Origin of the sequence: Paeniglutamicibacter gangotriensis Lz1y (assembly GCF_000348945.1) — a bacterium.
GTDB classification, from domain to species: Bacteria; Actinomycetota; Actinomycetes; order Actinomycetales; family Micrococcaceae; genus Paeniglutamicibacter; species Paeniglutamicibacter gangotriensis.
The window spans coordinates 21,267-45,565 of record NZ_AOCK01000006.1 but is presented as its reverse complement, the minus strand read 5'-3'; the positions used below and the strand labels follow the sequence as shown (position 1 = coordinate 45,565).

Below are 24,299 nucleotides of genomic sequence, written 5' to 3'. Positions count from 1 at the left end.
CTGATCTTTCCACACAAAGCTTAGGTACATGCGGGCTTCCGAGGGACTCAACGATGGAAGAGAACGGTCGAGCCCCTCGTCATTCTGATATCGCAGGTGGTGGTGCCGCGTGCCTCAGCTAAAGTGCTCGCGTGATATCAGGGGTGTTTCGGAGGATCTGGGTTTATTTTCGTTGAGGTCCCGGCCTCCGGGAAACAGGTGGCGTCAACTTCGTCGGGGTGTTGATCCCCAGCAGGGGTGGTGCCTTCGCAATATGGGTATGTCCGCTCGGGGTGATGATTTTGAAGCTATGTCGATCCCCCGGTACCGGCGTTTCTACCCATCCGGGTGCTTCCTTGTTCTGATTACATGGGCCGCACCTGGCTGCTGCGTTCGCTGCGGTGGTCTTCCCGTTCTTTCGCACCTGCACCACATGATCCATGTCCCGGATCGCCCCATTGCAATACGGGGTGCGGCAATATTGGTCGCGGAAAGAAATGAAACGCTTCAGATTCCCACCAAAACGGCGGGATTTAGAATCCATAGCCACCAATTCCCCGGTAGTCGGCGCCACGAAGAGCCGCCTCCACCACGCCTGAACCGGATCCTTGGGATCCCCTGCCAAAAGACTGCGACCCTTCGCCGCACTAACGTATCCGGCACCCGGTAGCAGCACCGGGTTATCGGACCCGCCGCCGAGCGTCGCATGATCCATGACCACCAGCAATTGCACCGGGATACTGCCACCGGCCTTCAGCCCAGTCATCTCCTCATACACCGAGTCGATACCGATCTGTGAGGCGTTGCGTTTATCATCGGGATTCTCCCGGGCTTCTTCGACCTTGCGGGCGAGCACCTGCCTGAGCGCGATGCCTTGCTCCAGTGGGGCGGTGCCGGAGATCCGCACCGAATACTTATCGATCTGGTAGATATCCAGGTGCCGGTCCTTTTCGGCTTTCGCCTCGAGGTCTTCTTCAACGGCTGGTTCCAAGATCAGCGCCCAGTAGGTGACCATCTCACGAAGTTTCGCAGTTCCGGCGGTGAAGCAATTGTGGGTCTCTTCCCAGAGCAATTCATCGATCATCCTCCGGCTATCCACACTGAGGTGGCGAATGCCGGAGATGATCACCTTCACCTGTTCCCACGTCACCTCTCCGTTGCGCATGCCTTGAATGGTCCGGGGAAGATCCTCGACCAGAATTCGGTATTCGTTGGCTGTTTGCGCTCCGCGGTGCCGGGAGACATGCATGGCCAAAGCAATATCAGCGTTGGAGCCCCATCCGGGGTTCTTCTCCCGCACCCCCAGCTCCCGGTGGTAGCTGATCAGGGAATCTTGGTAGCTGATCGCGTGTTGGGCCTGCATAGCGGTGACGACAGATTTCAGTGCTTCGCAGGCGCGGACTACGGCCATTGCTTCGTGGGTGTCGGCTAGGACGCCGAAGGTGTTCACCGCGGCGGCCAAGCCCAGGAGCCCTGCGGGGCCCTGAGCCGTAACATGTTCAACGATTAAGGCGTCAATGTTTGTGCCGCGGGCTAGAAGCTCCGCGTAGGTCGCCTCACCGGCGGGAACGGCCGGGGTTTTCCCGGTCGAAGCGGCCTTGCGAGATGACTTCTTTGCCATACCTCAATGCTAGAACGTCGCACCGACAGTTTGGAGATTAGTTCCGACTTGCCCGAAAGAAGATTCGACTTACGATTCCGGTGCGATGAATCGGTCCTAAGATCCATCCATGGGCTGGTTCTGCCATGGATGCTGACGTGCCATTTGTCCGCATGGGCATCCGGAAGGTCGAGTCGTGTGCGACGGCCTCCAAAGGACGGCGGGACAAAGGCCAGTAACAGCCTCTGATCGCTGGGGCCCAGAGGAGGTACCTCAACGGTGCGGACTGGAAGTTGTCTGACTCACCGTATTTTCACATCAGGTCCAGGCCTAAGGCTGGTCCAATAACTGCATGTGCGCCCATAGTTCAGTTGGATAGCGTGCCTGTCTACGGAAGCGGAGGTCAGAGGCCCGAATCCCTTTGCACGCAGCACCCCGAAAGACCACGAGAAAGGGTGGTTCTTCGCACCTGTCCGGGAATCAACTCGCGTACCAGCGGCGGTTCAGCACGCGTTCGATCCGTCGATGGCAGCCAGCGCCACGGCCACCAGGGCAAGGGTGGACCATGCCGGCATTCCGACACTGAGCAGACAGGCCGCACCCGGAAGCATAATTCCCAACGCGAGCACCAGCAATACCCTCCGCCAGCGGCGTCCAAGCCGCAGGGCAATCAGTGCGTTTGCCAGATAATAGCCACCGATACCCACCGCAAGCAGGGCCCTGGCCGCCACGTCCAGTGGCACCTGCGCATCCGCCACGGCGGTACCGAGGGCAGCAGCGACAAAGGTCAGCGCGGTGACAACAAAGAACGGGAAATACATCACCACATCACGCATGACGCCGTAGGACTGCGAGCGGCGCGCGTCACCGAGTCCTGCTGCAGCCGTCGGCACTCCCCAGCGAAAGAAGGCCCGAGCCAGGAACGCGCAGACCACAAAGCCCGACAACCCCGCCGCGGCTCCTCCCGGATTCGGATGTTGAATCAGCCCGGTCACTGCCAGATACACCGCTTCTCCGATCACGATGACAACAAAGAGGCCGATCCGCTCGAGCAGATGAGGAATGGACACCTGCTCATAGACCTCATAAGCGAATCCGGAACGCAGCACCAAAAGCAACATCTCCGCCAGCACTGCTACCGTCCAGAACCAGTAGCGGTAGGGTGCCGGCACGGCAAGCGAGGCCAACTACAGGGCGGCGGTGCCCAGGTTGTAGCCCAGGGACCGCCACAACGGAACCCGGATGGCGCCGTGGGCGGTAGCGGTCATCCACATCACCAGCAACACGATGCGGATCCAGATGGCGCCCAGGACGTAGAGCCACGCATTGTCGGCGATTCCTCCCGCGACCGCGACGGCCATCGCCGCCGGGCCGGGCATGGCGACAACGACCAACACCCCAATGGCGGCATAGCGCCGGCCATAGAGATTGTTGGTGATCATCAGGTTGACCCAGGCCCACCAGAGCGGAAAGAACAACAGCACGAATCCGGCGACCGTACCTAGCGATGGATCATGCTCGAGCACGTGGGCCGACACGGCAATGGCCACCACGAAGACCAAGTCGAAGAACAACTCGTACCAGTCGGCGGGTCGACGCTCCCCGGCATTGCTCCCCGGGGCCGCCGCGAGATGCGAGTCGGATTCCATGGAAGACACCGGATGCCCATCTCTTTTCCCTCGCCGGCAACGGAAAGCCTGACAGCCAATTATGGCCCCGGCACTCCCCCACACACCAGAGTTCGTGTTGTCTCACTTGCTCATGCGCGCGAATTCTCTGGCCACCAGGGTGGGCATCTCGGTGTGCTGGTGCGATGAAGGGCCCAGTCAGCAAATACCGGGTGTTCGGCTACTTCCTTCCGGTGAAGTGCTCCATGGATTTGTACACGCCGAACACGCGCCCGGCGACCACATCCCACGCGGCCAGCGGAAGTACTCCGCGCAACGCGCTGCTCAGCTTCACGGTCCAGGGCATCATCAGCATCGGGGTCCCTTCCTTCATGGCCCGCCAGACCCGTTCGGTCACCGGGACAGGTTCCAGCAGCGGGGTCAGCAGCGGCCCGCGGGCACCTTCAAACATGCCGGTCTTGATGTAGGAAGGGCAGAAGGTGGTGACCTTGATGTGCTGATGTCCGGCCTGGACCAGTTCCAGGCGCAGCGAGTCGGACCAGCCGATGACCGCCCACTTGGAGGAGGAGTAGACGCTCATCTTCGGGTTGGCCAGCAGCCCGGCGGCCGAGGCGACGTTCACGATCCGCGAGGTGCGCCCACGGGAGATCATTGAGGGCAAGAATTCGCGGGTGATGTGCATCAGCGCCAGGGTGTTGATGTTCATCGTTGCGGCGATGTCGGAGCGCTGGTCGTGCTCCCAGAAGTATTTCCCGCGCACGATGCCGGCGTTGTTGATCAGGATATCCGGGGCCCCAATGCCTTCGCGCAGCACCTCGGCCGCTTCCTCAATGGATTCGAGCCTGGACAGATCCACCACCTGGGTGTGGATCTCACTGCCCGATCCGCGCAGCTCGTTGGCGGTTTCCTGAAGCTGCTCCGCATTGATATCCCAGAGGACTACATGGGTGGCGCCGTCCTTGACGGCGAGCTGCGCGTAGAGCTTGCCCATGCCCATGGCGGCTCCGGTGATCAGGACGGTGGAACCGGTGAGCTTGTCGATGGTGGTGTTCATGGCTGCTCCTTGATGGCGGCGGGGATGAGTTTGCCCGGGTTCATGATCCCGGCAGGGTCGAGGGTGTTCTTGATGCCCCGAAGCACATCGAGGCCCAGGGCACCGATTTCGGCTCCCAGATAGGGTGCGTGGTCGGTGCCCACGGAGTGGTGGTGGGTGATGGTGGACCCGGCGGCGACGATCGCCTTCGAGGCTGCCTGTTTGACGCGCGCGTGCTGTGCGAGCCCGTCGGACTCCACTCCGGCGAGGTAGGTGAAGTAGAGCGAGGCCCCGTCAGGGTAGATGTGCGAGATGTGGCTTTGCACGTACCCGGTACCGCCGTGCTCGGCCAAGGATTTCAGGATCGCCTCGCGCACCGCGTGGTAGGTGGAATCCAGTGAGGTCCAGGTGGCGGAGGTTTCCAGAGTCTCGACGTAGACGCCGCGGGTGAGCAGCTCATCGCGAAGGTAAGGCCCGGAGAAGCGTCCGTGTTCCCAGGCTCGGGCCGGAATCGGGCCGGTGGGGATGCCGCCGGCTGCCCGTAGAATGCGCGCGCTGCGGCGTTTGCGTGCCGCGGTTTCCTTGGTGGCGCCTTCCCAGAGAAACAGGGCCAGCGCCGGGGTTGCTTGTCCGCGCACTGACAGGTACTTGCCCAGGGCGGCGGTCTTGGGGCCACCGAGTTTGAAGGTGGAGGCGGTCTCGTCACTGTCGCTGAGTCGGCAGACGTGGGGCAGATCCCCGGATAGTCCTTCGTGGCGCAGTCGGCGGATGGCTTCGGCACCGGCGGTGAAGGAGGCAAAGGACCAGGAGCCGTAGGACTTGTGCGTGGGCACCGGGACGATCTTGAGCGTGGCCGAGGTGATCACACCGAAGGCTCCCTCGGAGCCGACGATGACATCAAGGAGTTTGGGTCCGGCGGCGGTGCCCGGTGCCGTGGATCCCGCCACCAAGGGTCCGGCCGGGGTTTCGAGGTGGACGGATTTCACCAGGTCGTCCGAGCGGCCATATCCGGTGGAGGCCTGCCCGGCGGAGCGTGTGGCGACATAACCACCCAGGGTGGCTTCTTGGTGGCTTTGTGGGAAGTGGCCCAGGGTAAATCCGTGCGGCTCCAGGGCCGCTTCGATGCCCGGTCCGCGCAGGCCAGCCTCGAAGGTGGCGGTGCGGGAGCGCGGATCCAGGTGCAACATTTTGTTCATGCGGCGCATATCCAGGGTGATGGCCGCGTCGAAGGTGCCGCGCAGCGGGGAGACTCCCCCGACCACCGAGGTGCCGCCGCCGAAGGCAGTGACAGCGATGCCGCGCGCCGCGCACACGGCCAGGACCTCGCGGATTTCTTCTGAGCTGGCCGGGAAGATCACCGCGTCAGGTGCCCCGAGTGCGTCTCCGGCCCGGATGCGCAGCAGATCCTCGGTGCTTTTGCCGCCGGAGTGTTCGATGCGGTCCAGCCGCTCGGTGGAAACATATTCAGTCCCGCAGGCGGCGCGCAGTTCCGCCAGCGCCTCGGCGTTTAAGACCGGTTCCCCGATTCTGACCTCGGTGATGTCCGCCGGCGGGTGGACAGGTTTCACGGAGGCGAGTTTCAGGGTTGCGCTCAGATAGGTCAGGGCGTTCGCGGACAAGGAAGTGGCATGGGCGGGGTCCCCCCAGCCGTACCAAACCGAGCGAGGAATCTCCACTGTGTTCTGCGTCACCATGAGATACAGTGTGACACATGAAGTCACAACGTACCAGCGGCGCCGGAGACGAGAAGCTCTTACTGGCCACCCGGGACGCCGTCATCATGCACGGAGTGCGCCGCACCACCGCCAATGACATCGCCGAACGCGCGGGGCTTTCACGCATGACCTTCTACCGTCGGATGGGCTCGGTGGAAAACGCGGTATTGGCTACCCTGACCCGAGAATTTCGCACCGCCGCCACCGGGGTGCGCGTCGCTTCCCCCTCCGGAACCGGCCGTGAGCAACTGGTGCACTTCGCCATCTCTAGCGTGCGGGTCTTTGCCACCTCCGAACTCTTAGCCTCCATTGCCGAACGCGACCCAGAATTCTTGATCCCGTATATCACCGACAGATTCGGCGCCAGCCAACAACTGCTCCTGGATGAACTGGACTCGTTGATCTCCGCGGGCCTGGCCGATGGCAGCGTCGAGGCCACCGGCGCCACCGCCGCCACCGTATTGTTGGCCCTGCAAGGTGTGGCGCTCTCGGCCAGGCTGCTGGGCAAGACCGGCGGCTTCGAGTCCACCGTGAACGAGCTGGAAAAAATGCTCACCCGCCACCTCACCCCGCAAGGAACCGGAGCATGAACACCGCGCACCGCAGTTGGATCAACGACGTCACCCGGAACGCATCGTTGGAGCAACTGCGCACGCGAAAGGTGGATGTGGCGGTGATCGGCGGCGGGATCACCGGGGCCGGGGTGGCCTTGGATGCGATCAGTCGCGGACTTTCGGTGGCCCTGATCGAGTCCGACGACTTCGGCTCGGGCACCAGTGGCTTCAGTTCCAAACTCGTCCACGGCGGCCTGCGCTACCTGGCCAAGGCCGATGTGGCGCTGGCCTGGGAATCGGCAGTGGAGCGACGCCGGCTCATGGAAACGATCGCCCCACATCTGATCCACCCACTGGGCTTCATCATCCCGGACACGAGCACCGCCAAACGCACCCAGACGATCGCGGCGGCGGCCGGGGTGCTGATCTACGATGTGTTGCGCTGCGCCACGGGCTTATCCGGCAGCATCCTGCCCCGACCTCAATTACTGTCCCGTCAGGCCGTGGCAGCCATGGTCCCGGCCCTGGATACCGCCACACTGCGTGGCGGGGTGCTGTACTGGGACGGACAGATCATTGACGACGCCCGGCTCGTCCTTTCGGTGCTGCGCACCGCCGCGGGGCTCGGCGCCCATGTACTGCGCGATGTGCAGGCCACCTCACTGACCGATACCTCGGTGCACGCCACCGATCGGCGTACCGGCGCGGACCTGGAAATTCGAGCCGGTGTGGTGGTGAATGCGACCGGCGTCTGGGCCGCGGACTTCGAAGAGGACCTGGATCTGGTCCCGAGCCGCGGCACGCACCTGGTGGTGCGCGCCGAACGGCTGGGCAATCCGCATGCCGCGCACACCGTGGCGGTACCAGGACACTTTGGCCGCTTTGTGTTTGTGCTGCCGCAGCCCGATTCGGTGGTGTACATCGGGCTCACCGATGAGGAGGATCGCGACGCCGACGGGCATCGGCCCACGGTGCCAGAGCACGACGTGGACTTCCTGCTCGAGGTCCTGAACCAGGTGCTGGCCGTGCCGCTGACACGCGAAGACGTGCTGGGGACCTTTGCCGGGCTGCGTCCACTGGTACGCACCAAACACCCCAAGACAGCTGCACCCAGCGCCGAGATCTCCCGGCACCACCTGGTCCATGACGTTCCAGGTAAACCCATCACCGTGGTGGGCGGCAAACTGACCACCTACCGCGCCATGGCCCAAGACGCGGTGGATGCGGCGGCGGCACGGATCGGTGCCACGGCACGCAGCCGAACGACGAAGATCGCGCTGGTGGGTGCAGCTCCCCGCTCCGTGCTGGAAAAAATTGACGCCCCGGCCCGGCTGGTGACCAAATACGGCACCGAGGCCGCCGACGTACACCGGTTGGCCGGTGAACACCCGCTGCTAAGTGCACCACTGTATGCCGGGACCCAGATCACCGGCGCAGAACTGCTCTTCGGCCTGCGCGCCGAGGGCGCAACCAGCCTCGAGGACCTCCTGGAGCGCAGGACCCGCATCGGGCTGGTGCCGGAGGACGCGGCCAAAGCGAGGAACCGGGCAGGGGAGATCCTTGGGATGTTCGACCATTGCTCTGCAACCGAAAGGTACGGTTCGTGAACGCCCCCACGGGCGGGTCCGCCCTCCTGCTGGTGAACCCCACCTCGGGCCGCGGCCGCGGCCTCGAACTCTGGGAAGACACCGCCGCCGCCCTGCACGCAGCCGGCTTCAACCCGGTGGTGAGGATCACCGAGTCCCTCGCCGAGGCCACCGAACGGGCACGCGAAGTTGCAGAGGGCTCGCTGATCGCGGTGCTCGGCGGCGACGGGTTCCTGGGTGCCGCAGCGGCCGGGGCCGCCGATTCGGGGGCCATCTTGTTGCCGTTGGCCGGAGGCCGGGGCAATGACACCATCCGCCGCCTCGGGTTGGACCTGGATCCGGCAAGAAGCGTGGCCAACCTGGCACAGTTGGTGGTTCGCGAGACCGATCTGGGCGTGGTGAATGGGCGTGCGTACTTCGGGGTCGCCAATGTGGGGTTCGATGGAGTGTCGAACGAGTACGCCAATAACGTGCGCCTGAACCTGGGTCCCTTTGTGTACCTCTACGGCGGACTGAAGGCCTTCCTCCAGTGGCGCAACGTCAGCTTCACGGTGAGCGTGAACGGGGTGGGGAAGAGTTTTCGCGGGTGGTTTGTTGCCGTGGGGAATGTGGGTCAATACGGCACCGGACTACATATCTGCCCGCGGGCGAAGGCCGATGACGGACTACTGGACGTGGTCTCGCTGGGCAAGGCCTCGATCCTGGGTGTTGCCCTGACGTTCCTGCGCTCCTACCGGGGCACTCACCTGCGCCAGAAGAACATTGCATTCACCCGCGGTACCGAAGTCACGATCTCTGCCAGCACGCCGCTGAACATCTATGCCGACGGGGAAAAGGTCGGTCCGCTGCCGGCACGGATCACCATCGCCCCGGCGGCCGTGAAGGTGCTGGTTCCGGCCGCATCGCCAGTGTTTGACTGAGTCGTCAGGGAAGCGCGCGGGCACTGAACGCGACTTATTTTCTCGTTCTGGGTTCGCACCGAGGCGGTAAACGAGGACACTGCCCAGGGGATCGATCTGTCAGGCCGTGCCCGCACTGACCCCGACCGCCGCCAGATCATGTCCGGTGAGTACTTCGGGCTGGTAGGGCTCGATGGCCCTGTCCGCGATGAGCTGGTTGACGCCACTGGCAAACTCGGCCGGGTTGCTGACATCCAGGGCACTCAACGCGCCGGGCGCATAATTCCACCAGGCGCTGGCCTGCAGTGCCTCCACGGTGTCCGTGTCAAAGCGCTGACGGATCTCTTTGGCCGGCACCCCTCCGACCATGGCATAGGGCGGCACATCACGGGTGACGACGGCATTGGAGGCGATAACTGCCCCGTCGCCGACGCTGATCCCGTGGCCCAGGGTGACGTTTTCCCCGATCCAGACGTCGTGGCCGATCACCACCGGGGTCGGTGCGGACTTGAAGGGCCGGGTGACGGTCTCCACTCCCAGGTCCCGCTGAAAGGTATCCATCATGAGTTTGTTGTTGTAGAAGACCGGGCTGGTCGAGGCCCACTCGTGGGGGTGCCTGGCACCCATGACAGTCACGCCCTTGGCGATGGAGGTGTAGCGCCCCACCCGGGTAGAAAGCGGCAGCCGGGAGTGGGTGTAGGAAAAGGAGCCCATGCTCACCAGGTGCTTGCCGCTTCCGGCCCAGTAGGTGGCGTAAGGCTCCATGCGGGCTTGAGGGACAAACTTGATCGGAGCATCCTCCCCGTAGCTGGCCCCGGTCTTTTCGATGCTGGAGACCCCTGGGCCCAACAGAAAGATCCGTCCGGTGACCAGCTGGGGGCGTAATTCGCGAAGGCTTAATTGCATCGTTCGACGGTACCGGGCCCACCCGATGACAGGGTTGGCGTTGGCTGGCAATTCCATGGCTGTCCTTTTCCACGCGCAGCCCCTGAATACCCAGTCGGGTCGGGGTGGGATGACGCATCAACAAGCGTCGTCTCCGGCTCCTCTGCAAGGTGGTCCCTCGGTGTTAGCCCACAGACACGCGGATCTTGTTGGCCCACGGGTCATCGAAGCGCAGTTCGGCCCCGGTGTGGTGGTTCGCAACCCCTGCAACCTTGAGCCGGTCGGCCAGTGCGCCCACCTCGTCGGCATGCGGCACGGTGATCACAACCTCGCCCAGTCCCAGAGTGTCCTTGCGGGGACCGGCCCCGCGGGAGTTCCACACGTTCATGGCCATGTGGTGGTGGTAACCGCCGGCCGAGACGAAGAGTGCTTGACCATGGAAGCCGGTGGTTTTGGCAAAGCCGAGGGTGTCGACGTAGAACTTTTCTGCGGTGTCTACATCGCCGACCTGCAGGTGCACGTGGCCGATGGCGGCGTTGGCCTGAGCCAGTCCGGCGACGGCGGCCTCGTTGACGTGCGTGTTGAGGTAGTCGTTGGGGTCCAGGTGGATGGTGTCCATGGCAACGGTGTCCCCGTTCCAGGTCCAGGTATCGCGCGGGCGGTCGAAGTACAGCTCGATGCCGTTGCCCTCTGGGTCGTTGAAGTAGAAAGCCTCGGAGACCAGGTGGTCCGAGCTGCCGGTGAACAGTGCGCCGTCGTACTGGGCGGCAGAGAGGACCGTGGCGGCCAGATCGGACTGGGTATCGAAGAGCAGCGCGGTGTGGAAGAGTCCGGCCTCGCCACGTCCGGGAAGACTCAGCCCCGTACCGTCGGAGAGGTGGACGAGTTCTAGGCCCCGGCGGCCCAGGCCGGTGCCAGTCGGCCCCTCGGAGAGCACCTCGAGGCCCAGGGCCCTTTGGTAGTAGTCGCTCATCTTGCCCAGGTCCCCGACCTTGAGCATGACGGTGCCCATGGCGAGGTCTGCGGAGAGTTGATCCTGTGTGGTGGTGCTCATGGTGGCCGCTCCTGTGATGGTCGAGGGAAGTTTTGTTCTTGGTTCAAGCATCTCATGCCTTACTTGAAGCTACAACCATGCGAGGTGTTCCCTCGGTCACCGGGGCCGAACACCCCGAATGCAGTGCGCCGGCATGGACGCCCGGAGGATCCCCTAGACCACACCGGAGCAACGCAGCGGCAACGGAGGGGCGGCAATCGTCCTCGAGGCCAGAACGCCGGCCGCTTCCGCAAGTGCCGCGCGGGCTCAACTGTCAACAACTCGTGTTTTCTGACCGACGGCGAGTCCATCGACCATCGCGCCGCCCAGAGGGCGTTGGATCGAGCCCTCCTCACCAGCGAGTGAAGCCAATCGTCGCGCGAGCCTACTTATGAGCACTTCCGGAAGCTCCGGGGTGCACCTCATTGTGAATGCGCTCCATGGTCAAGTCGAGGCGGTCGGCAACGCCGGCGGCCTCCGTGAGCTCCGCGAGCAAGGCCGCGGGCACGGCCTTGTCATACTTGTAGTAGATCTTGTGTTCGAGACTCGCCCAGAAATCCATGGCCACGGTGCGGATCTGCAGTTCCACGTGGACGTGCTCCCTTGATTCCGAGAGGAAGATCGGGACCTTGACGATGACGTGGAGACTTTTGTATCCGTTCGGCTTGGGATTGGCGATGTAGTCCTTGATCCTCACCACCGTGATATCCGGCTGCGAGGTAATCATCTTGGCAACCCAGTAGGCGTCTGAGATGAAACTGCAGACAATGCGTACACCGGCAACATCGAGCACGTTTTCGGCCAACGACTCGAAGTTCAGCGGCAGGTCAAGACGTGCGGCTTTTTCAAGCAGGCTTTCCGGGGACTTGAGACGAGCATTGACATGTTCTATCGGACTGTAGTCATGCAGATGCTCGAACTCGGTTTTGAGGATGTTGATCTTGGTCATGATCTCGTCCATCGCGAACTAGTAATTGAGCATGAAGCGAGCAAATCCGTTGCGCAGCTGCTTACCGTCGACCATGCGTTGAATGGTCTCCGGATCAACACTGTCGAGCCATTCGTCGGCGACGCTCAACTGATGCTCTCCTGGTCGGTCCATGATGAAAAGGTATCCGGCACTGGCCGTTTTCTGCCACCAATGCCATCCCTGCGATAAGCCTATGCCACCGGCCCGAACGGCGATGCACTGCGCCGGCAGCGGCCCCGCAGCATGGTCGACAGTGGCGAACACCCTTGAGCACACCGATCGGCATTGCCCGTGAAGATCACAACAATGCTCTCGACAACAGTGTGTGTGACACAGTATCGTGTGAAGCATGATCGATGACGAAGTCCTAGCCGGACACCAGCAGGAGCTGCGCCGCGGCACCGTGGTGATGGCCGCGCTCGCGACGCTCGAAACACCTGGCTACGGTTACGGTCTCTTGGCGGTGCTGGAGAAATCAGGGCTGAGCGTGGATGCCAACACGCTCTACCCATTGCTGCGCCGCCTGGAAAAGCAAGGGCTGTTGGCCGCCGAGTGGGACACCACCGAGTCCCGCCCCCGCAAGATGTATAAAACCAGCGATGCCGGGCGGAACCTGCTTGGCACCCTTGAAGCCGAGTGGAACCACTTGGCCACCTCCCTGAACGCCCTGCGTTCTGAAGAATCAAACCCTCACCTCAAGGAATTGCCATGAGCACGCTATCGAGCCGTTACATCACGGCGGTGTCCCGCTCCGTACCCGAATCCCAACGCTCGGACGTGGAGGCCGAAGTCGCGGCCGCCATCGAGGACCTGACCGAGGCACGCCTGGCGGCTGGGAGCACCCCGGAGGATGCCGAGCGCGCGGTCCTGCTGGAGCTCGGGGATCCCATGCGCCTGGCGGCGGACTATTCCAACAAGCCGTTGTACCTCATCGGCCCCGACCACTTCCCTACCTACATCCGCCTGCTCAAGATCCTGGCCGCCACGGTGCTGCCGGTCATCGGCGTCGCGGTGATGCTGGGCAGCTTCCTTTCCGGCGGCGACGCGGGCGAAATCATCAGCGGCGGCATCATCGCGGTGATGGGTGTGGCCCTGCACATCTTCTTCTGGACCACCCTCATCTTTGCGATCATCGAGCGCAGTCCAGATTCCAAACAGATACGTGCCAAATGGGACCCGTCGACACTACCTGATACCCCTCCCGGTGGGGTTCGCCTGGGCGATACCTTGGCAGCTGTCCTCGTGGCACTGGTCGGAATAATCTACCTGCCCTGGCAGCACTTCAGCTCGCCCTTCCGTGATGCTAATGGAGAACCCATTCCGACGCTCAATGCGGAGCTTTGGCCCGTGTGGATCCCGTTGCTGATGGCCGGGTTGCTGGCCACTGCGGTGCTGGAGATCTTCCGCTACCGGGCCGGCGGCTGGTCGTGGCGCTTCGTCGCCGTCAACACCGTCCTGGAACTGGTCGTTGCAGTGCCACTGATCTGGCTTGCGGCCACCAACACGCTGCTGGAACCCCGTTTTGTCACCGAGTTGGTGGGGCACGGCTGGGCGGATGCGGCCTTGCACCTGAATGTGTCGGTCATCGTGATCACCGCCGGGGTGGTCACTTGGAACCTGATCGACCCGCTGCGCAAGGTCCGCATCGACACCGCGGCGCGGGCCAAACACCCACGCCCGCTCGGCTGAGCCGGCAGTGCACGGCGGCACGCGTTGCCGACGGTGACCCGGTGCGGGCTACGCACGGGCGCCGGATTTATTGAGCGGGCCCGACATGTGCTGGCAGCAAGGCTGCAGATCGTTGGAAACAAAACCCTCCATTGGTTCACGCCTGTTTGCTTCCCCGCCCGCAATCGCGCACGTGAGACTCCCCGTGGCCGGAATGCGCCCGGTCGGAGCCGGCGCGGTGGAGGACCTGGACAACCTGCTGCACCATGTTGGTGCCGAAGAGGCCTTGCCGTGGACATCGCGGAACTGCATGGGGACGCTTGCAGCCACATTCGCGAAAGGGTCCGCGGCGGCACCGCGTGGTCTGGAAGGTACACGGTCTCGGAATCGGCTGGTCATCCTTGACCGGCGTCCGCCTTCGGGCAGGATAATGCGGTGATCGAAGCCTGCGCTTTGAACCGAACGACCGACTGTCGGTGCAAAGGACCGGCGAAGGCTGAGCTCCACCATCGAACCAAATCCCGGGAGACAGGCTGACTTTCCTTCCGGCTGGCCATAGGCTGAAACCAATCCATCCATCACCGGCGGAGGGTACGAGATGAGCCTGGAACAAGAAGAACCAGAACGGAAACATGAGGTGCCGCAGGGCACCTCGGAGCAAACCGTTGATGCCTTGGGAAAATTATCCGAAGTCCTCGAAGTCATTGAGGAAGCCCGGGGGAATTTGTACCGATTCCACCGTTTGACGGGGCGCGCGGACCTGGCTTTGGGTGATGCAGTTGAGCTTTTCAAGGCTGCCGGCCACACCCGGATCGCCCAGGAACTGGACGCGGCGCTGGTGGGGCGAAACGTGCTGGAGGGTCGCTGGACCTTCCAGGTCATCGAGGAGTACGACGACGGCTACTACGCCGAATTCAGGGACCGTGAAAGAACGATCCGCGAACAACTCGTCGGCGGCCGCCGGCATCTGTATGAGGCCCGCATGAAGGAAGACCGGCGCACCCACGGACGGCGAGGCCACGAGGCGGCCCCGCCGCGGGGACCGGAGTAACAGGGGGCCGGCGCAGTGCAGTGGTGAAGGGGAACCGGTCGCCGTCCGGCACCTCGGCGTGCAAACTCTGGTGCTCCGCCTGCAACCCGGGCAGAATGCAACCATGACCGATACATCGCTGAACGCAGTGATCCTCATATGTACGCTCTCCGCTTCCCCCAAGTCCTCCAGCAGCGACCTGCTGGCCCGGCAAGTTGCCAAGGAACTGGCCGGACACCACGTTCAAAGCGAAATGCTGCGCATCGTTGACCACAATGTCATGCCCGGCGTCCAGAAGGACATGGGCGAGGGGGACGCGTGGCCGTCCATCCGGGAGAAACTCCTGGCCGCGCAGATCCTGGTCCTGGCCACGCCGATTTGGGTGGGACACCCCTCCAGCCTCGCCCAACGCGTCTTGGAACGCCTCGATGCCGAATTGTCCGAGACCGACAGCCAGGGCCGACCGATCCTGTTCGACAAGGTGGCCATGGTCGCCGTTGTGGGAAACGAGGACGGTGCGCACCACGTCATTGCCGAGCTGTCGCAAGGTCTCGGGGAAGTCGGATACACGATCCCTGCCCAGGGATCGACCTACTGGGTTGGCGAAGCCATGCACACCACCGACTACCAGGACCTCGCCAAAACCCCGGAAGTGACGGCAAATGCCACGCGGATCGCCGCACGGAACACCGCCCATCTGGCGGCCCTGCTCAGCGACCGGCCCTATCCGGCCGGCTAAGAAGCGCCCATAGGCAGCAACATGGTGCTGCTCTGTCGCGAAGGGGATCGGCCCGCGCACAGGGAATATACTTCAAGACTCGGCGAAAAAGCCAAGAAACCAAAGGCACCCACGCCAAGACAACCGACCATCCATGGAACACGAGGCACCAATGCTGGATCTTCTTGGACCACTTGTCTCATGCCTGACGGATAAGACAGGCGCGCAACCCTGCGCCGTTGCCACAATCATCGGCACCCAAGGTTCCACCGCGCGGCAGGTGGGCACATCGATGCTGGTCACCGCCGCCGGTGAAGTGAGAGGAAGCCTGTCCGGAGGCTGCATCGAAGGAGCAGTCTTCGAAGCCTGCCTGGCGGCCATCGCCTCGGCCCTGCCCAGCCGCCAGGAATACGGGTTTTCGCCCGACGATCCATTCGCCGCCGGGCTTCCATGCGGCGGGACGCTCGAGGTCCTCATCCAGCCGTTTTATCCCTCCGACAACGTGCGCAAGCTGGATTTCGCCTCTTTTACCGCAGCCGCCCGCGCCCCCGCTGCGGCATTGATCCGCCGGATCGACAACACCACCGTCAGTGCCATGGCGGTGGACGATCCGCTGGGATTCGATCCGGAAGACCTCCGAAACGAACTGCTGGCGATGGTGGACGACCGGTCAGTGGCCCGCAGTGCCGCGGCGCAGGTCTCGGCACTTCTCCGGTCGGGGCGGACGGGGCTGGTGCGCCTGGCCCCCGGAAAGACCGGCTGCGAGGATCGTCCGATTCAGTTGCTGGTGGAAACCCGGCTGACTGCCCCGCGGCTGGTGATGTTCGGGGCAAACGACTTCAGCGCTGCACTTGGCAGCGCCGCCCGGCTCCTGGGCTACCGAGTGACACTCTGCGATGCCCGGCCGGTCTTCGCCACCCGGGCGGCCTTTCCCCAGGTCGACGAGCTCGTGATCGAGCAACCCCACCGCTACCTCGCACGGATCGCGGCCGCGGGCCAACTCGATGCCCGCAGCGCCCTGTGCGTCCTGACCCATGACGAGAAGTTCGACATCCCCGTGCTGCAGATTGCCCTTGACGTGCACGAGGGCTACATCGGGGCCATGGGGTCGCGGCGCAGCCACGACCGTCGGATCCAGTCGCTGCGGGAACTGGGCATCGATGAGGGGCAATTGGCACGGCTGCACTCCCCGATCGGGCTTGACCTCGGTGCCGTGGGGCCGCAGGAGGTAGCGGTGTCCATCGTTGCGGAAATGATATCCGCACGGCGCGCACGCCCCGGCACCGGCTCCCTGAGCCGGACTGCCGGCCCCATCCACGGCACCACGGTGGTGGGCCTGGAACGGTCGATGCACTGACGATGCCCCTCGTTGCTCCGCGGCGGCCTCAGAAAATGAACTTGTCCGGGGTCAGCGGTAGCTCGCGGACCCGGATGCCTGTGGCATTGTAGGTCGCGTTGGCGATCGCCGCCGCGGCGCCGGTGATACCGATCTCACCGATGCCGCGGGCTCCGAGCGGACCGGCCCGATGGTCCGTTTCTTCCAGCCAGGTCGCCTCCACCTCGCCGATATCCGCATGGGTAGGGATGTGGTAGCCGGCGAGATCATGGTTGGTGAAAATGCCGAATCTTTCATCCATCAGGCTTTCCTCGTGCAATGCCATGCCGATCCCCATGGTCATGCCGCCGATGAACTGGGAGCGCGCCGTGCGGGGGTTGATGATCCGGCCGGCGGAAAACACCCCCAGCATCCGCGGCACCCGCACCTCGCCGGTGTCGGCATGCACCTGCACCTCGGCGAACTGAGCCCCGAAGGAATGCATCGCGTAGTGATCTGCGGCCGGGTCCGCGGCGGCGGACGCCCGGGTCCGGGCCCCTGGCACCGGATCATCGCCGTGCTCGGCGCGGAAGGCGACCGCAGCGGCGATGATGGCAGCGCCCCAGCTCGCGGTGCCCGAGGACCCGCCGGCCACGGAAGCCACCGGCAGGGAGGTGTCCCCGATCTCCAGCCGCACCGCCTGAACCTCGCAGCCCAGCGCATCGGCGGCGATCTGGGTCAGCGTGGTCCAGGTCCCGGTGCCGAGGTCAGCCGCGCCGATCTGCACCGTGTGGGTGGAATCGGCATTGAATTCGATCAGCGCGGCGTTCTCGGCGATGCGGTTGAACGGATACGTAGCAGCGGCGACGCCCAGCCCCACCTGCCACCGGTCCTCGAGCCGGCTGCGCGGCGCCGCCGAACGCTTCTCCCAACCGAAGCGCTCGGCGCCGACGGCGAGGCATTCGAGCAGGTGGCGGCTGGAGAACGGCTTGCCGGAATCGGGATCGGTGTCCGGTTCGTTGCGGATCCGCAGCTCGATCGGATCCAGCCCGCAGGCCTCGGCCAGCTCGTCCATGGCGACTTCCGGGCCGAACATCCCGGGACACACCCCCCGGGGCCCGCATCCATGAGGGGATGGGGACATCCAACGCGGCCACCCGATGCGTGGTGCGCCGATTGCCTGCCGCATACATCATCCGTGCCGGCTCTGCCGTCGGCTCGACGAACTCCTTGATCCGGGAAGTCTGGGCCACCGCCTCCTGGGAAATGGCCGTCAGCCGGCCGTCAACGGTCGCGCCCAGGCGCACGTGTTGGATGGTGGGCGTGCGGTAGCCGGCCAGGGCAAACATCTGCTGGCGGGTCAGGGCGAACTTCACCGGCCGGCCGTTGCTGCACTTGGCAGCCAGGGCCGCAAGCACCACATGGGCGTGCGGCAGGCCCTTGGAACCGAAGCCGCCGCCCACATGCGGGGCGATGACGTGGACCTGCCCGGGCTCCAGGGAGAACAACGGTGCCATGGCCTGCCTCACCGGGTGGACTCCTTGGGTGGAGTCGTACAGCGTCAATTCCCCGCCGGACCATACCGCCACGGTGGTGTGCGGCTCCATGGGGTTGTTGTGTTCCGCCGGGGTCCTGTAGCTGTGATCGATGACCACCGCCGCATCCGCCAGCGCGGCCTCAACGTCACCCACGGAGGTGTCCGTCGCGATCCCGCCATTGGCTTGGGCCGGTGCGTACAGCCCGGGATGCTGCGCGGTGAGAAAAACATCGTGTTCCTGGGCTTCGTAGTGAACGAGGACCAGGGATGCCGCATGGCGCGCTGCCTGAGGGGTCCGGGCAATGACAGCGCCCACGAATTGACCGCGGAACCCGACCTCGGGGCCCTGCAGCACGGCGTATTCCGCATCTTCGCCCACGGCCAGCCGCGGCGCATTCTCGTGGGTGAGCACGGCGATGACGCCATCGATCGACGCTGCCGCGGCGGTGTCGATCCGGCTGATACTTCCCTTGGCGATGCTCGACTGGACCGGGTAAAGGTAGACGGGGTCATCCACCGGTTGGTCATAGGCGTAGGGCGCGGTGCCGCGCACCTTCTCCACCCCGTCTAGGCGCCGCAGATCGGTGCCCATGGCCTTGGATTCAAGAAGCTCGCGCATTGCCTTACCTTCCGCTCAGGTCGCGAAGCACCGCGACCATGGTGTTGCGCGCCATCGGGATCTTGAAGGCGTTATCCCGCAGAGCGGAGGCGGAGCGCAGTTCCGCCTGCGCGGCCTCGCGGAAGTTCTCCTCGCTGGGCTGGGTCCCGCGCAGGAGAGACTCGGCGAGAGTGGCACGCCAGGGTTTGTGGGCCACTCCGCCCAACGCCAGACGCACCTCGCGGATCGTCCCGTCCTGATCGAGCTCGAGGACCGCGGCGACCGACACCAACGCAAAGGCATAGGAGGCACGGTCTCGCACCTTCCGGTAGGCCGAGAGGGCGCCGGGCCGCGCCGGGAGCTCGAGAGCCGTGATGAGCTCGCCGTGCTCAAGCACCGTGTCTCGTTCGGGTGCGTCCCCGGGCAGCCGATGGAATTCGGTCAGCTGCATGCTGCGTTCGCCGTCTGGCCCCAGCACCACCACTCGGGCATCAAGCGCCGCCAAGGCCACGGCCATGTCGGAGGGGTGGACCGCCACGCAGGATGCGGAGGCCCCCAGCACTGCGTGGTCTCGGTTCACTCCCTCGAGCGCGGAGCAGCCGGAGCCCGGCTCGCGCTTGTTGCACGGAGTGCCAAGATCCTGGAAGTAGGTGCATCGGGTGCGCTGGAGCAGGTTGCCACCGGTCGTGGCCATATTGCGCAGCTGTCCGGAAGCGCCGGCCAGCAGCGCCTCGGAAAGCACCCGGTGGCGTTCGCGAATCAGCCGATGCGCCGCCAGATCGCTGTTGCGTACCGTCGCGCCGATGCGCACACTCCCGTCGGCCAACTCCTCGATGTCGTCCAACGGGAGCCTGGCGATGTCGATGAGCAAGTCGGGGGCTGTGATTCCGAGCTTCATGTGGTCCACGAGGTTGGTGCCCCCGCCCAGGAAGCTTGCACCCGGGTGTCCGGTAACGGCGGCCACCGCGCCGGCCGCATCCCGAGCCCGGAGGTATTCGAAGGGTTTCATGATTCCGCCCCGGTTCCCGGCACCGTATTCGATGCCACCTCCCGGATCGCCGCCACGATGTTCACGTAGGCACCGCACCTGCAGAGGTTCCCGCTCATGCGCTCACGGATCTCCTCGTCGCTCAGCTCCACGCCCTCACCGGAACCGACGGTGACGTGGCTCGGGTGCCCCTGAACGGCTTCTTGAAACATCCCCACGGCCGAACACACTTGGCCGGGGGTGCAGAATCCGCATTGGAATCCGTCATGCTTCAGGAAGGCCTGCTGCACCGGATGCAACTCATCATCACCGCCCAGGCCCTGGGCGGTGGTGATCTCCGAGCCGTCCTCGGCCACCGCGAGCAGCAGGCAAGAGGTGACGCGGCGGCCCTCGAGCAGCACCGTGCAGGACCCGCACTGGCCGTGGTCGCAGCCTTTTTTCGGCGAGGTGACGTCCAGTCCGTCCCGCAGCGCATCCAAAAGTGTTGTGCGGGTGTCAACGGTCAGTGTCCGTGGTGCGCCATCGACCTTCAACGTGATCCGAGCGTCCATGAACCAGGTACCTCCGGTAGGGGTGGGAAGCCGGCCTTGAGCCGGCCGCGCGTCAAATGCTCCGTGTTCGGTAACCTATCCCAACGACTCGTGGCGGACAACCTTCTGCACAGCAAATTTCCCTGCCCGCGGCCTGCGACATCGCGCGCTGCGGCGTGGCATGCACATCCCTTCCGCCATGGCGCCGGCATTGCTACAGTCGGATCTCCCGGCAGTGGGCACCGAGCGCACCGTCCTCGGAGGTTAATACGGAGCAAGGTCCCGGTTATCCGGACGGGGCACCCGAACGTCCGCAGGGCGCAACGTCCCCGGCGGCATTGTTTCGCGAAGAATCGAATCGGCAAGGAGCACCTCATGGCAGTACACAACACGGGACAAACTGAACGCAGGACCTCCATCGAGAAGGCGGCGATGGTCGTCGGTGCGATCTTCCTGCTCGTGGGGATCTTGGGCTTCATCCCCGGCGTCACCACCAACTACGACCAGCTCTCCGGCGCGGGGCACCATTCGGGCGCGCTGCTGCTGGGCATCTTCCAGGTCTCCTACCTGCACAACGCCGTCCACGTGCTGTTCGGCATCGCCGGACTGGCGATGGCCCGGGCCATCCGGTTGGCAAGGATCTACCTGGTGGCAGGCGGCATCATCTACTTGGCCCTGTGGATCTATGGACTGCTCATTGACCATGACAGCGCCGCGAACTTCATCCCGCTCAACAATGCCGATAACTGGCTGCACCTGGTCTTGGGTGTCGGCATGGTGGCGCTCGGGCTTCTGCTCACCCGCCCAAACCGCAGCGGCCCGGACGCCAGACTTCGCTAGCTGCCGCCGCTTGCCTGGAGCAACACTTCTCCGCGGTACCCGTGCTCCCCCGGGCAGGTCGTGGTTCTGTTCCCGAGACCACGGGGCAACAACCAAGAACGGAGGCAGACATGATCCGCTACCACGTGGCCGAGGGCATCCATCTGGTGCGCCACGCCAACGTTAATTGCTACATCGTCCAAGACAGCGACCGGTTCATGGTGGTGGATGCCGGCCTGCCGTCCATGTGGGACATGCTCACCAAGGCCCTCCAGGGTTTGGGGCTGGGACTCGAACGGGCCGAGGCGCTGGTGCTGACCCACGCCCATTTCGACCACTTGGGGATGGCAGCCCGGATGCAACGCGAATTCGGGACCCCGTTGTGGATCCATCCGCAAGACACCCACATCGCGGAACATCCCTACAGGTACGCGCATGAGAAGGCCCGCTGGGTCTATCCCCTCAAGTACCCGCGGGCCATCCCGATCCTGGCGCGGATGGCATTTGCCGGTGCCATGAACGTCAAGGGCGTCACCGGATTTCTGTCCCTGGCGTCCGGGCCGGCGCCTTCGCTGCCCGGTTCGCCCACGATCATCCACGTCCCGGGCCACACGAAGGGGCACTGCGCCCTGCATTTCGCTGAACGCAAAACCGTCATTGCCGGAGATGCGCTGGTGACACTGGATCCCTATACGGCAAAGACGGGTCCGCGGATCGTGGCAGCGGCGGCTACGGCCGACACCGCCGAGGCGTTTCGGTCGTTGTCGCTGCTGGCTGACACCGGCGCACACACCATCCTTCCGGGCCACGGCGATACCCACCAAGGCAACATCGCCGTTGCCGTTGCGCACGCCCGCAGCCTGCCGCTGCTGTAATGCCGGTAGGCCGTAGGCGCACTGCGATCCATCCAGTTTCGAGGTGAGACACGAGCCCATGGACGTACCGACGCTGCAGGCCCTGGAGGAACTCGAAGCCCTGGTCGGCGCATCCCCCGACCTGTATGTCAGGTATTCCGAGGGGTGGGAAGAAGACCGCGACGGTGGAAGCATGGATACCGCAAGCGGCATTGAGCTCCCTGGGCTTTCGGTCAATCCCCTCTGCCCCGAGGCTTGGTGGTCCCGCCCGCTGGACGACTGGTTGGTCAGGCAATGACGCCGCACGCCGTGGGTGGCCATCATCGCCACCACCGTCGTGGCCATGGGCCTGACGCTCACCGGAGGCCTGGCCACCTTGGCCCAGACAGTTGTCCTGCTGTTACTTTTCGTCTTCATCAGCACCAATCTCGCGGTCCTGGTCCTGCGCAAGGACCATGTTGAACAGGAGCATTTCCGGGCTCCCACGTTCCTTCCCGTCGCCGCGCTGGCTTCCTGCGTGTTGCTGCTGACGCAGCAGGGACCCGAAATCTGGTTGCGCGGCGGGATCCTGTTGGCCATCGGCATCATCCTGTACCTGCTGACCCGGCTCGGATCCGGTTCCCGCACCGGAACAAACCAGTACAAGAAACCGACCGAACAGCGGACCGGGGATCCGGCCCTCGATGCCGGTTCCAGGCCCGCCGATGACGTCGAACCGCACTAGAGACACCCGAGGAGAAAACCGTGGAATCAATCTGGCTTGATCCCAAACCGGCAATACCGACAGATCCGTTCGAACCCGGCGGACATTACGACACCGTCGTGGCAGGCGCAGGTCTCACCGGACTGGTCACCGCGTTGCTGCTCAGCCGGGCAGGGCAGCGCGTTGCAGTCATCGATTCCCGGTTCGTGGGAGCCGGGACCAGCGGGCACTCCACCGCCAAGCTCAGCCTCCTGCAAGGCACCACCTTGCAACAGATCCACAAGAATTTTTCCGCCGAGGTCGTGCACGCCTACGTCGAGGGCAACAGCGAAGGCCAGGCATGGCTGCGCCAATACCTGGACGAGCACTCGGTCCCCCACCAGACCCGCGATGCTTTCACTTACGCAGTTGAGGCCAAGCATATGGATTCGCTCGAACAGGAAGCCTCCATCAGCCACGAGGCAGGCCTGCAGGTGCGCGTGCTCGAGGGGCCGCAGACCGGGCTGCCCTTCAGCGTCGCCGGTGCCATCACCCTGCCCGACCAGATCCAGCTTGATCCCGTCGCCGTGATCACGCAGCTGTGCGCGGATCTGCGCAGCAGGGGTGGGCGGATCTTCGAGGACACCCGCCTGAAGGACTCAACTAACTCGTCCCCACTGCAGATCACTACCTCGCGGGGACAACTCGGCGCCGATCACCTCATCCTGGCCACCGGCACGCCGGTACTGGACCGCGGCGGCTACTTTGCGAAGCTGGAACCGTCACGGTCCTACGCCGCTGCCTATGCTTCTTCCCCCGGCGCGGAGCCCTTTCCGCACGGCATGTACCTGTCCGTCGATTCCCCTTCCCGTTCCCTGCGCACCGCCATCCACCGCGGACGCGAGGTGCTGCTAGTGGGCGGCAACAGCCACCCGGTGGGTTCCGGGGTGCCGAGGGAAGCCGCCCGCGACCTCGAGCGCTGGGCCCGAGAGCACTTCACGCTCGGTGAGCGTACCCATGCCTGGTCGGCCCAGGACTACCGTTCGATCAACTCGGTGCCGTTTGTCGGAAAGATGCCGCGCTCCGGCGGCAAGATCTTGGTGGCCACCGGATACAACAAATGGGGCATGACCAACGCCGTGGCATCCGCGCTGCGGCTCTCCGCCACGATCCTGGGAGGGCAGTTGCCGTGGGCCGAGGTGCTCGGACACCGTGTCTCCGGGCCCACCGCGCTGGCTGAAGCAGGAAAACTCAACGCCACGGTGGCCAAGGACCTGCTCTACGGCTGGGCGCACGCACTCACCACCAGTGAAAAACAGCACGGCGAGCCGGAGGACGAAGCCCGGTCCGCCAAGGAAAAGCCCCCCACGCCCGACAGTGGCATCGGCGGCACCTCGGCCGAAAACCGCGGCAAGGTGGTGCGCGAGGGCCTGCATCCGGTGGCGGTATCCACCCTCGACGGGCGCACCTGCCGGGTGTCGGCGATATGCACGCACCTTGGTGGCATCCTCACCTGGAACGACGAGGAGGCGTCCTGGGACTGTCCGCTGCACGGATCGCGTTTCACACCAGCCGGCACCGTCATCGAGGGCCCGGCCACCGATGACCTGAAGCCGGCCGATTGACGCGTGCGACGTCAAGCAAATCGGTGCCCGGCCCGGCGTGCATTTTCTGGCCA

24 protein-coding genes and 2 pseudogenes are annotated in these 24,299 nt (G+C 64.4%); 13 read left to right on the top strand and 13 right to left on the bottom strand.

Features of this window, described 5'->3' with window-relative positions; translation table 11 throughout:
- Positions 1-163 precede the first annotated feature (163 nt).
- The 4 genes and pseudogenes from ADIAG_RS20230 to ADIAG_RS10900 form a co-directional block, all read right to left on the bottom strand.
- On the bottom strand, positions 164-1,600 hold the full coding sequence (locus tag ADIAG_RS20230) for an HNH endonuclease (protein ID WP_007271422.1): 1,437 nt from the start codon (positions 1,598-1,600) through the stop codon (positions 164-166).
- 482 nt (positions 1,601-2,082) lie between these two features.
- A pseudogene (locus ADIAG_RS22150) lies at positions 2,083-3,228 on the bottom strand (low temperature requirement protein A).
- Positions 3,229-3,427: 199 nt separating this feature from the next.
- On the bottom strand, positions 3,428-4,261 hold the full coding sequence (locus tag ADIAG_RS10905) for an SDR family oxidoreductase (RefSeq protein WP_007271419.1): 834 nt from the start codon (positions 4,259-4,261) through the stop codon (positions 3,428-3,430).
- Positions 4,258-5,859 carry an FAD-binding oxidoreductase gene (locus tag ADIAG_RS10900; RefSeq protein ID WP_235045892.1) on the bottom strand — a complete coding sequence of 534 codons (1,602 nt, stop codon included), beginning with the start codon at positions 5,857-5,859 and terminating at the stop codon, positions 4,258-4,260. The genes ADIAG_RS10905 and ADIAG_RS10900 overlap by 4 nt, the downstream gene beginning before the upstream one ends.
- A gap of 92 nt (positions 5,860-5,951) precedes the next feature.
- Here ADIAG_RS10900 and ADIAG_RS10895 point away from each other — a divergent pair, with 92 nt between their 5' ends.
- From ADIAG_RS10895 to ADIAG_RS10885, 3 genes are read left to right on the top strand one after another with little or no spacing between them, the layout of a single operon-like run.
- Entirely contained in the window at positions 5,952-6,545 is a 594-nt protein-coding gene (locus tag ADIAG_RS10895) for a TetR/AcrR family transcriptional regulator (RefSeq protein ID WP_007271417.1), read from the top strand.
- Positions 6,542-8,116: a glycerol-3-phosphate dehydrogenase/oxidase gene (locus ADIAG_RS10890; RefSeq protein ID WP_007271416.1), complete on the top strand. Its 1,575-nt coding sequence runs from the start codon at positions 6,542-6,544 to the stop codon at positions 8,114-8,116. Before ADIAG_RS10895 ends, ADIAG_RS10890 begins: the two co-directional genes overlap by 4 nt.
- A complete protein-coding gene (locus ADIAG_RS10885; protein ID WP_007271415.1) occupies positions 8,113-9,015 on the top strand; it encodes a diacylglycerol/lipid kinase family protein in 903 nt (300 codons plus the stop codon). Before ADIAG_RS10890 ends, ADIAG_RS10885 begins: the two co-directional genes overlap by 4 nt.
- 99 nt (positions 9,016-9,114) lie before the next feature.
- On the opposite strand, the gene ADIAG_RS22515 is transcribed toward ADIAG_RS10885, so the two are convergent.
- From ADIAG_RS22515 to ADIAG_RS22140, 4 genes are all read right to left on the bottom strand, one after another.
- Complete coding sequence (locus tag ADIAG_RS22515; protein ID WP_007271414.1) at positions 9,115-9,957, bottom strand: CatB-related O-acetyltransferase; 843 nt, start codon at positions 9,955-9,957, stop codon at positions 9,115-9,117.
- Positions 9,958-10,063: 106 nt separating this feature from the next.
- A complete protein-coding gene (locus tag ADIAG_RS10875) occupies positions 10,064-10,933 on the bottom strand; it encodes a VOC family protein (RefSeq protein ID WP_007271413.1) in 870 nt (289 codons plus the stop codon).
- 364 nt (positions 10,934-11,297) lie between these two features.
- A complete protein-coding gene (locus tag ADIAG_RS10870; protein WP_007271412.1) occupies positions 11,298-11,861 on the bottom strand; it encodes a GTP pyrophosphokinase in 564 nt (187 codons plus the stop codon).
- 18 nt (positions 11,862-11,879) lie between these two features.
- Positions 11,880-12,146 carry a hypothetical protein gene (locus ADIAG_RS22140; protein ID WP_235045891.1) on the bottom strand — a complete coding sequence of 89 codons (267 nt, stop codon included), beginning with the start codon at positions 12,144-12,146 and terminating at the stop codon, positions 11,880-11,882.
- Between the two features lie 85 nt (positions 12,147-12,231).
- Here ADIAG_RS22140 and ADIAG_RS10865 point away from each other — a divergent pair, with 85 nt between their 5' ends.
- The 5 genes from ADIAG_RS10865 to ADIAG_RS10845 all read left to right on the top strand — a co-directional run bounded on the left by ADIAG_RS10865 (position 12,232) and on the right by ADIAG_RS10845 (position 16,655).
- The gene (locus ADIAG_RS10865) at positions 12,232-12,594 is read left to right on the top strand and encodes a PadR family transcriptional regulator (RefSeq protein ID WP_007271410.1); all 363 of its coding nucleotides are present in this window, start codon (positions 12,232-12,234) and stop codon (positions 12,592-12,594) included.
- A complete protein-coding gene (locus ADIAG_RS10860) occupies positions 12,591-13,571 on the top strand; it encodes a permease prefix domain 1-containing protein (RefSeq protein WP_007271409.1) in 981 nt (326 codons plus the stop codon). The genes ADIAG_RS10865 and ADIAG_RS10860 overlap by 4 nt, the downstream gene beginning before the upstream one ends.
- Positions 13,572-14,148: 577 nt before the next feature.
- Entirely contained in the window at positions 14,149-14,601 is a 453-nt protein-coding gene (locus ADIAG_RS10855; protein WP_007271408.1) for a hypothetical protein, read from the top strand.
- Between the two features lie 103 nt (positions 14,602-14,704).
- Positions 14,705-15,319, top strand: coding sequence for a flavodoxin family protein (locus tag ADIAG_RS10850; RefSeq protein ID WP_007271407.1), 615 nt, complete (start codon positions 14,705-14,707; stop codon positions 15,317-15,319).
- A gap of 133 nt (positions 15,320-15,452) precedes the next feature.
- On the top strand, positions 15,453-16,655 hold the full coding sequence (locus ADIAG_RS10845; RefSeq protein WP_407636053.1) for an XdhC family protein: 1,203 nt from the start codon (positions 15,453-15,455) through the stop codon (positions 16,653-16,655).
- Between the two features lie 28 nt (positions 16,656-16,683).
- Here the strand turns inward: ADIAG_RS10845 and ADIAG_RS22510 are convergent, their stop codons facing one another.
- The 5 genes and pseudogenes from ADIAG_RS22510 to ADIAG_RS10830 form a co-directional block, all read right to left on the bottom strand.
- Entirely contained in the window at positions 16,684-17,118 is a 435-nt protein-coding gene (locus ADIAG_RS22510) for a molybdopterin cofactor-binding domain-containing protein (protein WP_235045898.1), read from the bottom strand.
- 138 nt (positions 17,119-17,256) lie between these two features.
- Positions 17,257-17,499: pseudogene (locus ADIAG_RS22505) on the bottom strand (molybdopterin cofactor-binding domain-containing protein); the annotation flags it as partial.
- Positions 17,381-18,742 carry a xanthine dehydrogenase family protein molybdopterin-binding subunit gene (locus ADIAG_RS22385; RefSeq protein WP_321162820.1) on the bottom strand — a complete coding sequence of 454 codons (1,362 nt, stop codon included), beginning with the start codon at positions 18,740-18,742 and terminating at the stop codon, positions 17,381-17,383. The gene ADIAG_RS22385 and the pseudogene ADIAG_RS22505, both read right to left, overlap by 119 nt.
- Positions 18,743-18,773: 31 nt before the next feature.
- Positions 18,774-19,757 carry an FAD binding domain-containing protein gene (locus ADIAG_RS10835; RefSeq protein ID WP_007271403.1) on the bottom strand — a complete coding sequence of 328 codons (984 nt, stop codon included), beginning with the start codon at positions 19,755-19,757 and terminating at the stop codon, positions 18,774-18,776.
- Positions 19,754-20,287: a 2Fe-2S iron-sulfur cluster-binding protein gene (locus ADIAG_RS10830; protein WP_007271402.1), complete on the bottom strand. Its 534-nt coding sequence runs from the start codon at positions 20,285-20,287 to the stop codon at positions 19,754-19,756. Before ADIAG_RS10830 ends, ADIAG_RS10835 begins: the two co-directional genes overlap by 4 nt.
- Before the next feature lie 354 nt (positions 20,288-20,641).
- On the opposite strand from ADIAG_RS10830, the gene ADIAG_RS10825 reads away from it, so the two are divergent.
- From ADIAG_RS10825 to ADIAG_RS10805, 5 genes are all read left to right on the top strand, one after another.
- The gene (locus ADIAG_RS10825) at positions 20,642-21,106 is read left to right on the top strand and encodes a DUF4383 domain-containing protein (RefSeq protein WP_007271401.1); all 465 of its coding nucleotides are present in this window, start codon (positions 20,642-20,644) and stop codon (positions 21,104-21,106) included.
- Positions 21,107-21,216: 110 nt separating this feature from the next.
- Entirely contained in the window at positions 21,217-21,960 is a 744-nt protein-coding gene (locus ADIAG_RS10820) for an MBL fold metallo-hydrolase (protein ID WP_007271400.1), read from the top strand.
- 58 nt (positions 21,961-22,018) lie between these two features.
- Positions 22,019-22,237 carry a DUF6098 family protein gene (locus tag ADIAG_RS21865; protein ID WP_007271399.1) on the top strand — a complete coding sequence of 73 codons (219 nt, stop codon included), beginning with the start codon at positions 22,019-22,021 and terminating at the stop codon, positions 22,235-22,237.
- 15 nt (positions 22,238-22,252) lie between these two features.
- Positions 22,253-22,663, top strand: a complete 411-nt coding sequence (locus ADIAG_RS10810) for an APC family permease (RefSeq protein ID WP_007271398.1) — start codon at positions 22,253-22,255, stop codon at positions 22,661-22,663.
- Between the two features lie 20 nt (positions 22,664-22,683).
- A complete protein-coding gene (locus tag ADIAG_RS10805) occupies positions 22,684-24,246 on the top strand; it encodes an FAD-dependent oxidoreductase (protein WP_007271397.1) in 1,563 nt (520 codons plus the stop codon).
- Positions 24,247-24,299: the final 53 nt, after the last annotated feature.

Coding starts and splice junctions, on each gene's coding strand:
- ADIAG_RS20230 (WP_007271422.1), bottom strand. CDS start 1,600: ATGGCAAAGAAGTCATCTCGCAAGGCCGCTTCGACCGGGAAAACCCCG.
- ADIAG_RS10905 (WP_007271419.1), bottom strand. CDS start 4,261: ATGAACACCACCATCGACAAGCTCACCGGTTCCACCGTCCTGATCACC.
- ADIAG_RS10895 (WP_007271417.1), top strand. CDS start 5,952: ATGAAGTCACAACGTACCAGCGGCGCCGGAGACGAGAAGCTCTTACTG.
- ADIAG_RS10890 (WP_007271416.1), top strand. CDS start 6,542: ATGAACACCGCGCACCGCAGTTGGATCAACGACGTCACCCGGAACGCA.
- ADIAG_RS22515 (WP_007271414.1), bottom strand. CDS start 9,957: ATGGAATTGCCAGCCAACGCCAACCCTGTCATCGGGTGGGCCCGGTAC.
- ADIAG_RS10875 (WP_007271413.1), bottom strand. CDS start 10,933: ATGAGCACCACCACACAGGATCAACTCTCCGCAGACCTCGCCATGGGC.
- ADIAG_RS10870 (WP_007271412.1), bottom strand. CDS start 11,861: ATGACCAAGATCAACATCCTCAAAACCGAGTTCGAGCATCTGCATGAC.
- ADIAG_RS10865 (WP_007271410.1), top strand. CDS start 12,232: ATGATCGATGACGAAGTCCTAGCCGGACACCAGCAGGAGCTGCGCCGC.
- ADIAG_RS10860 (WP_007271409.1), top strand. CDS start 12,591: ATGAGCACGCTATCGAGCCGTTACATCACGGCGGTGTCCCGCTCCGTA.
- ADIAG_RS10855 (WP_007271408.1), top strand. CDS start 14,149: ATGAGCCTGGAACAAGAAGAACCAGAACGGAAACATGAGGTGCCGCAG.
- ADIAG_RS10850 (WP_007271407.1), top strand. CDS start 14,705: ATGACCGATACATCGCTGAACGCAGTGATCCTCATATGTACGCTCTCC.
- ADIAG_RS10845 (WP_407636053.1), top strand. CDS start 15,453: ATGGAACACGAGGCACCAATGCTGGATCTTCTTGGACCACTTGTCTCA.
- ADIAG_RS22510 (WP_235045898.1), bottom strand. CDS start 17,118: ATGCATTCCTTCGGGGCTCAGTTCGCCGAGGTGCAGGTGCATGCCGAC.
- ADIAG_RS22385 (WP_321162820.1), bottom strand. CDS start 18,742: ATGGGCACCGATCTGCGGCGCCTAGACGGGGTGGAGAAGGTGCGCGGC.
- ADIAG_RS10835 (WP_007271403.1), bottom strand. CDS start 19,757: ATGAAACCCTTCGAATACCTCCGGGCTCGGGATGCGGCCGGCGCGGTG.
- ADIAG_RS10830 (WP_007271402.1), bottom strand. CDS start 20,287: ATGGACGCTCGGATCACGTTGAAGGTCGATGGCGCACCACGGACACTG.
- ADIAG_RS10825 (WP_007271401.1), top strand. CDS start 20,642: ATGGCAGTACACAACACGGGACAAACTGAACGCAGGACCTCCATCGAG.
- ADIAG_RS10820 (WP_007271400.1), top strand. CDS start 21,217: ATGATCCGCTACCACGTGGCCGAGGGCATCCATCTGGTGCGCCACGCC.
- ADIAG_RS21865 (WP_007271399.1), top strand. CDS start 22,019: ATGGACGTACCGACGCTGCAGGCCCTGGAGGAACTCGAAGCCCTGGTC.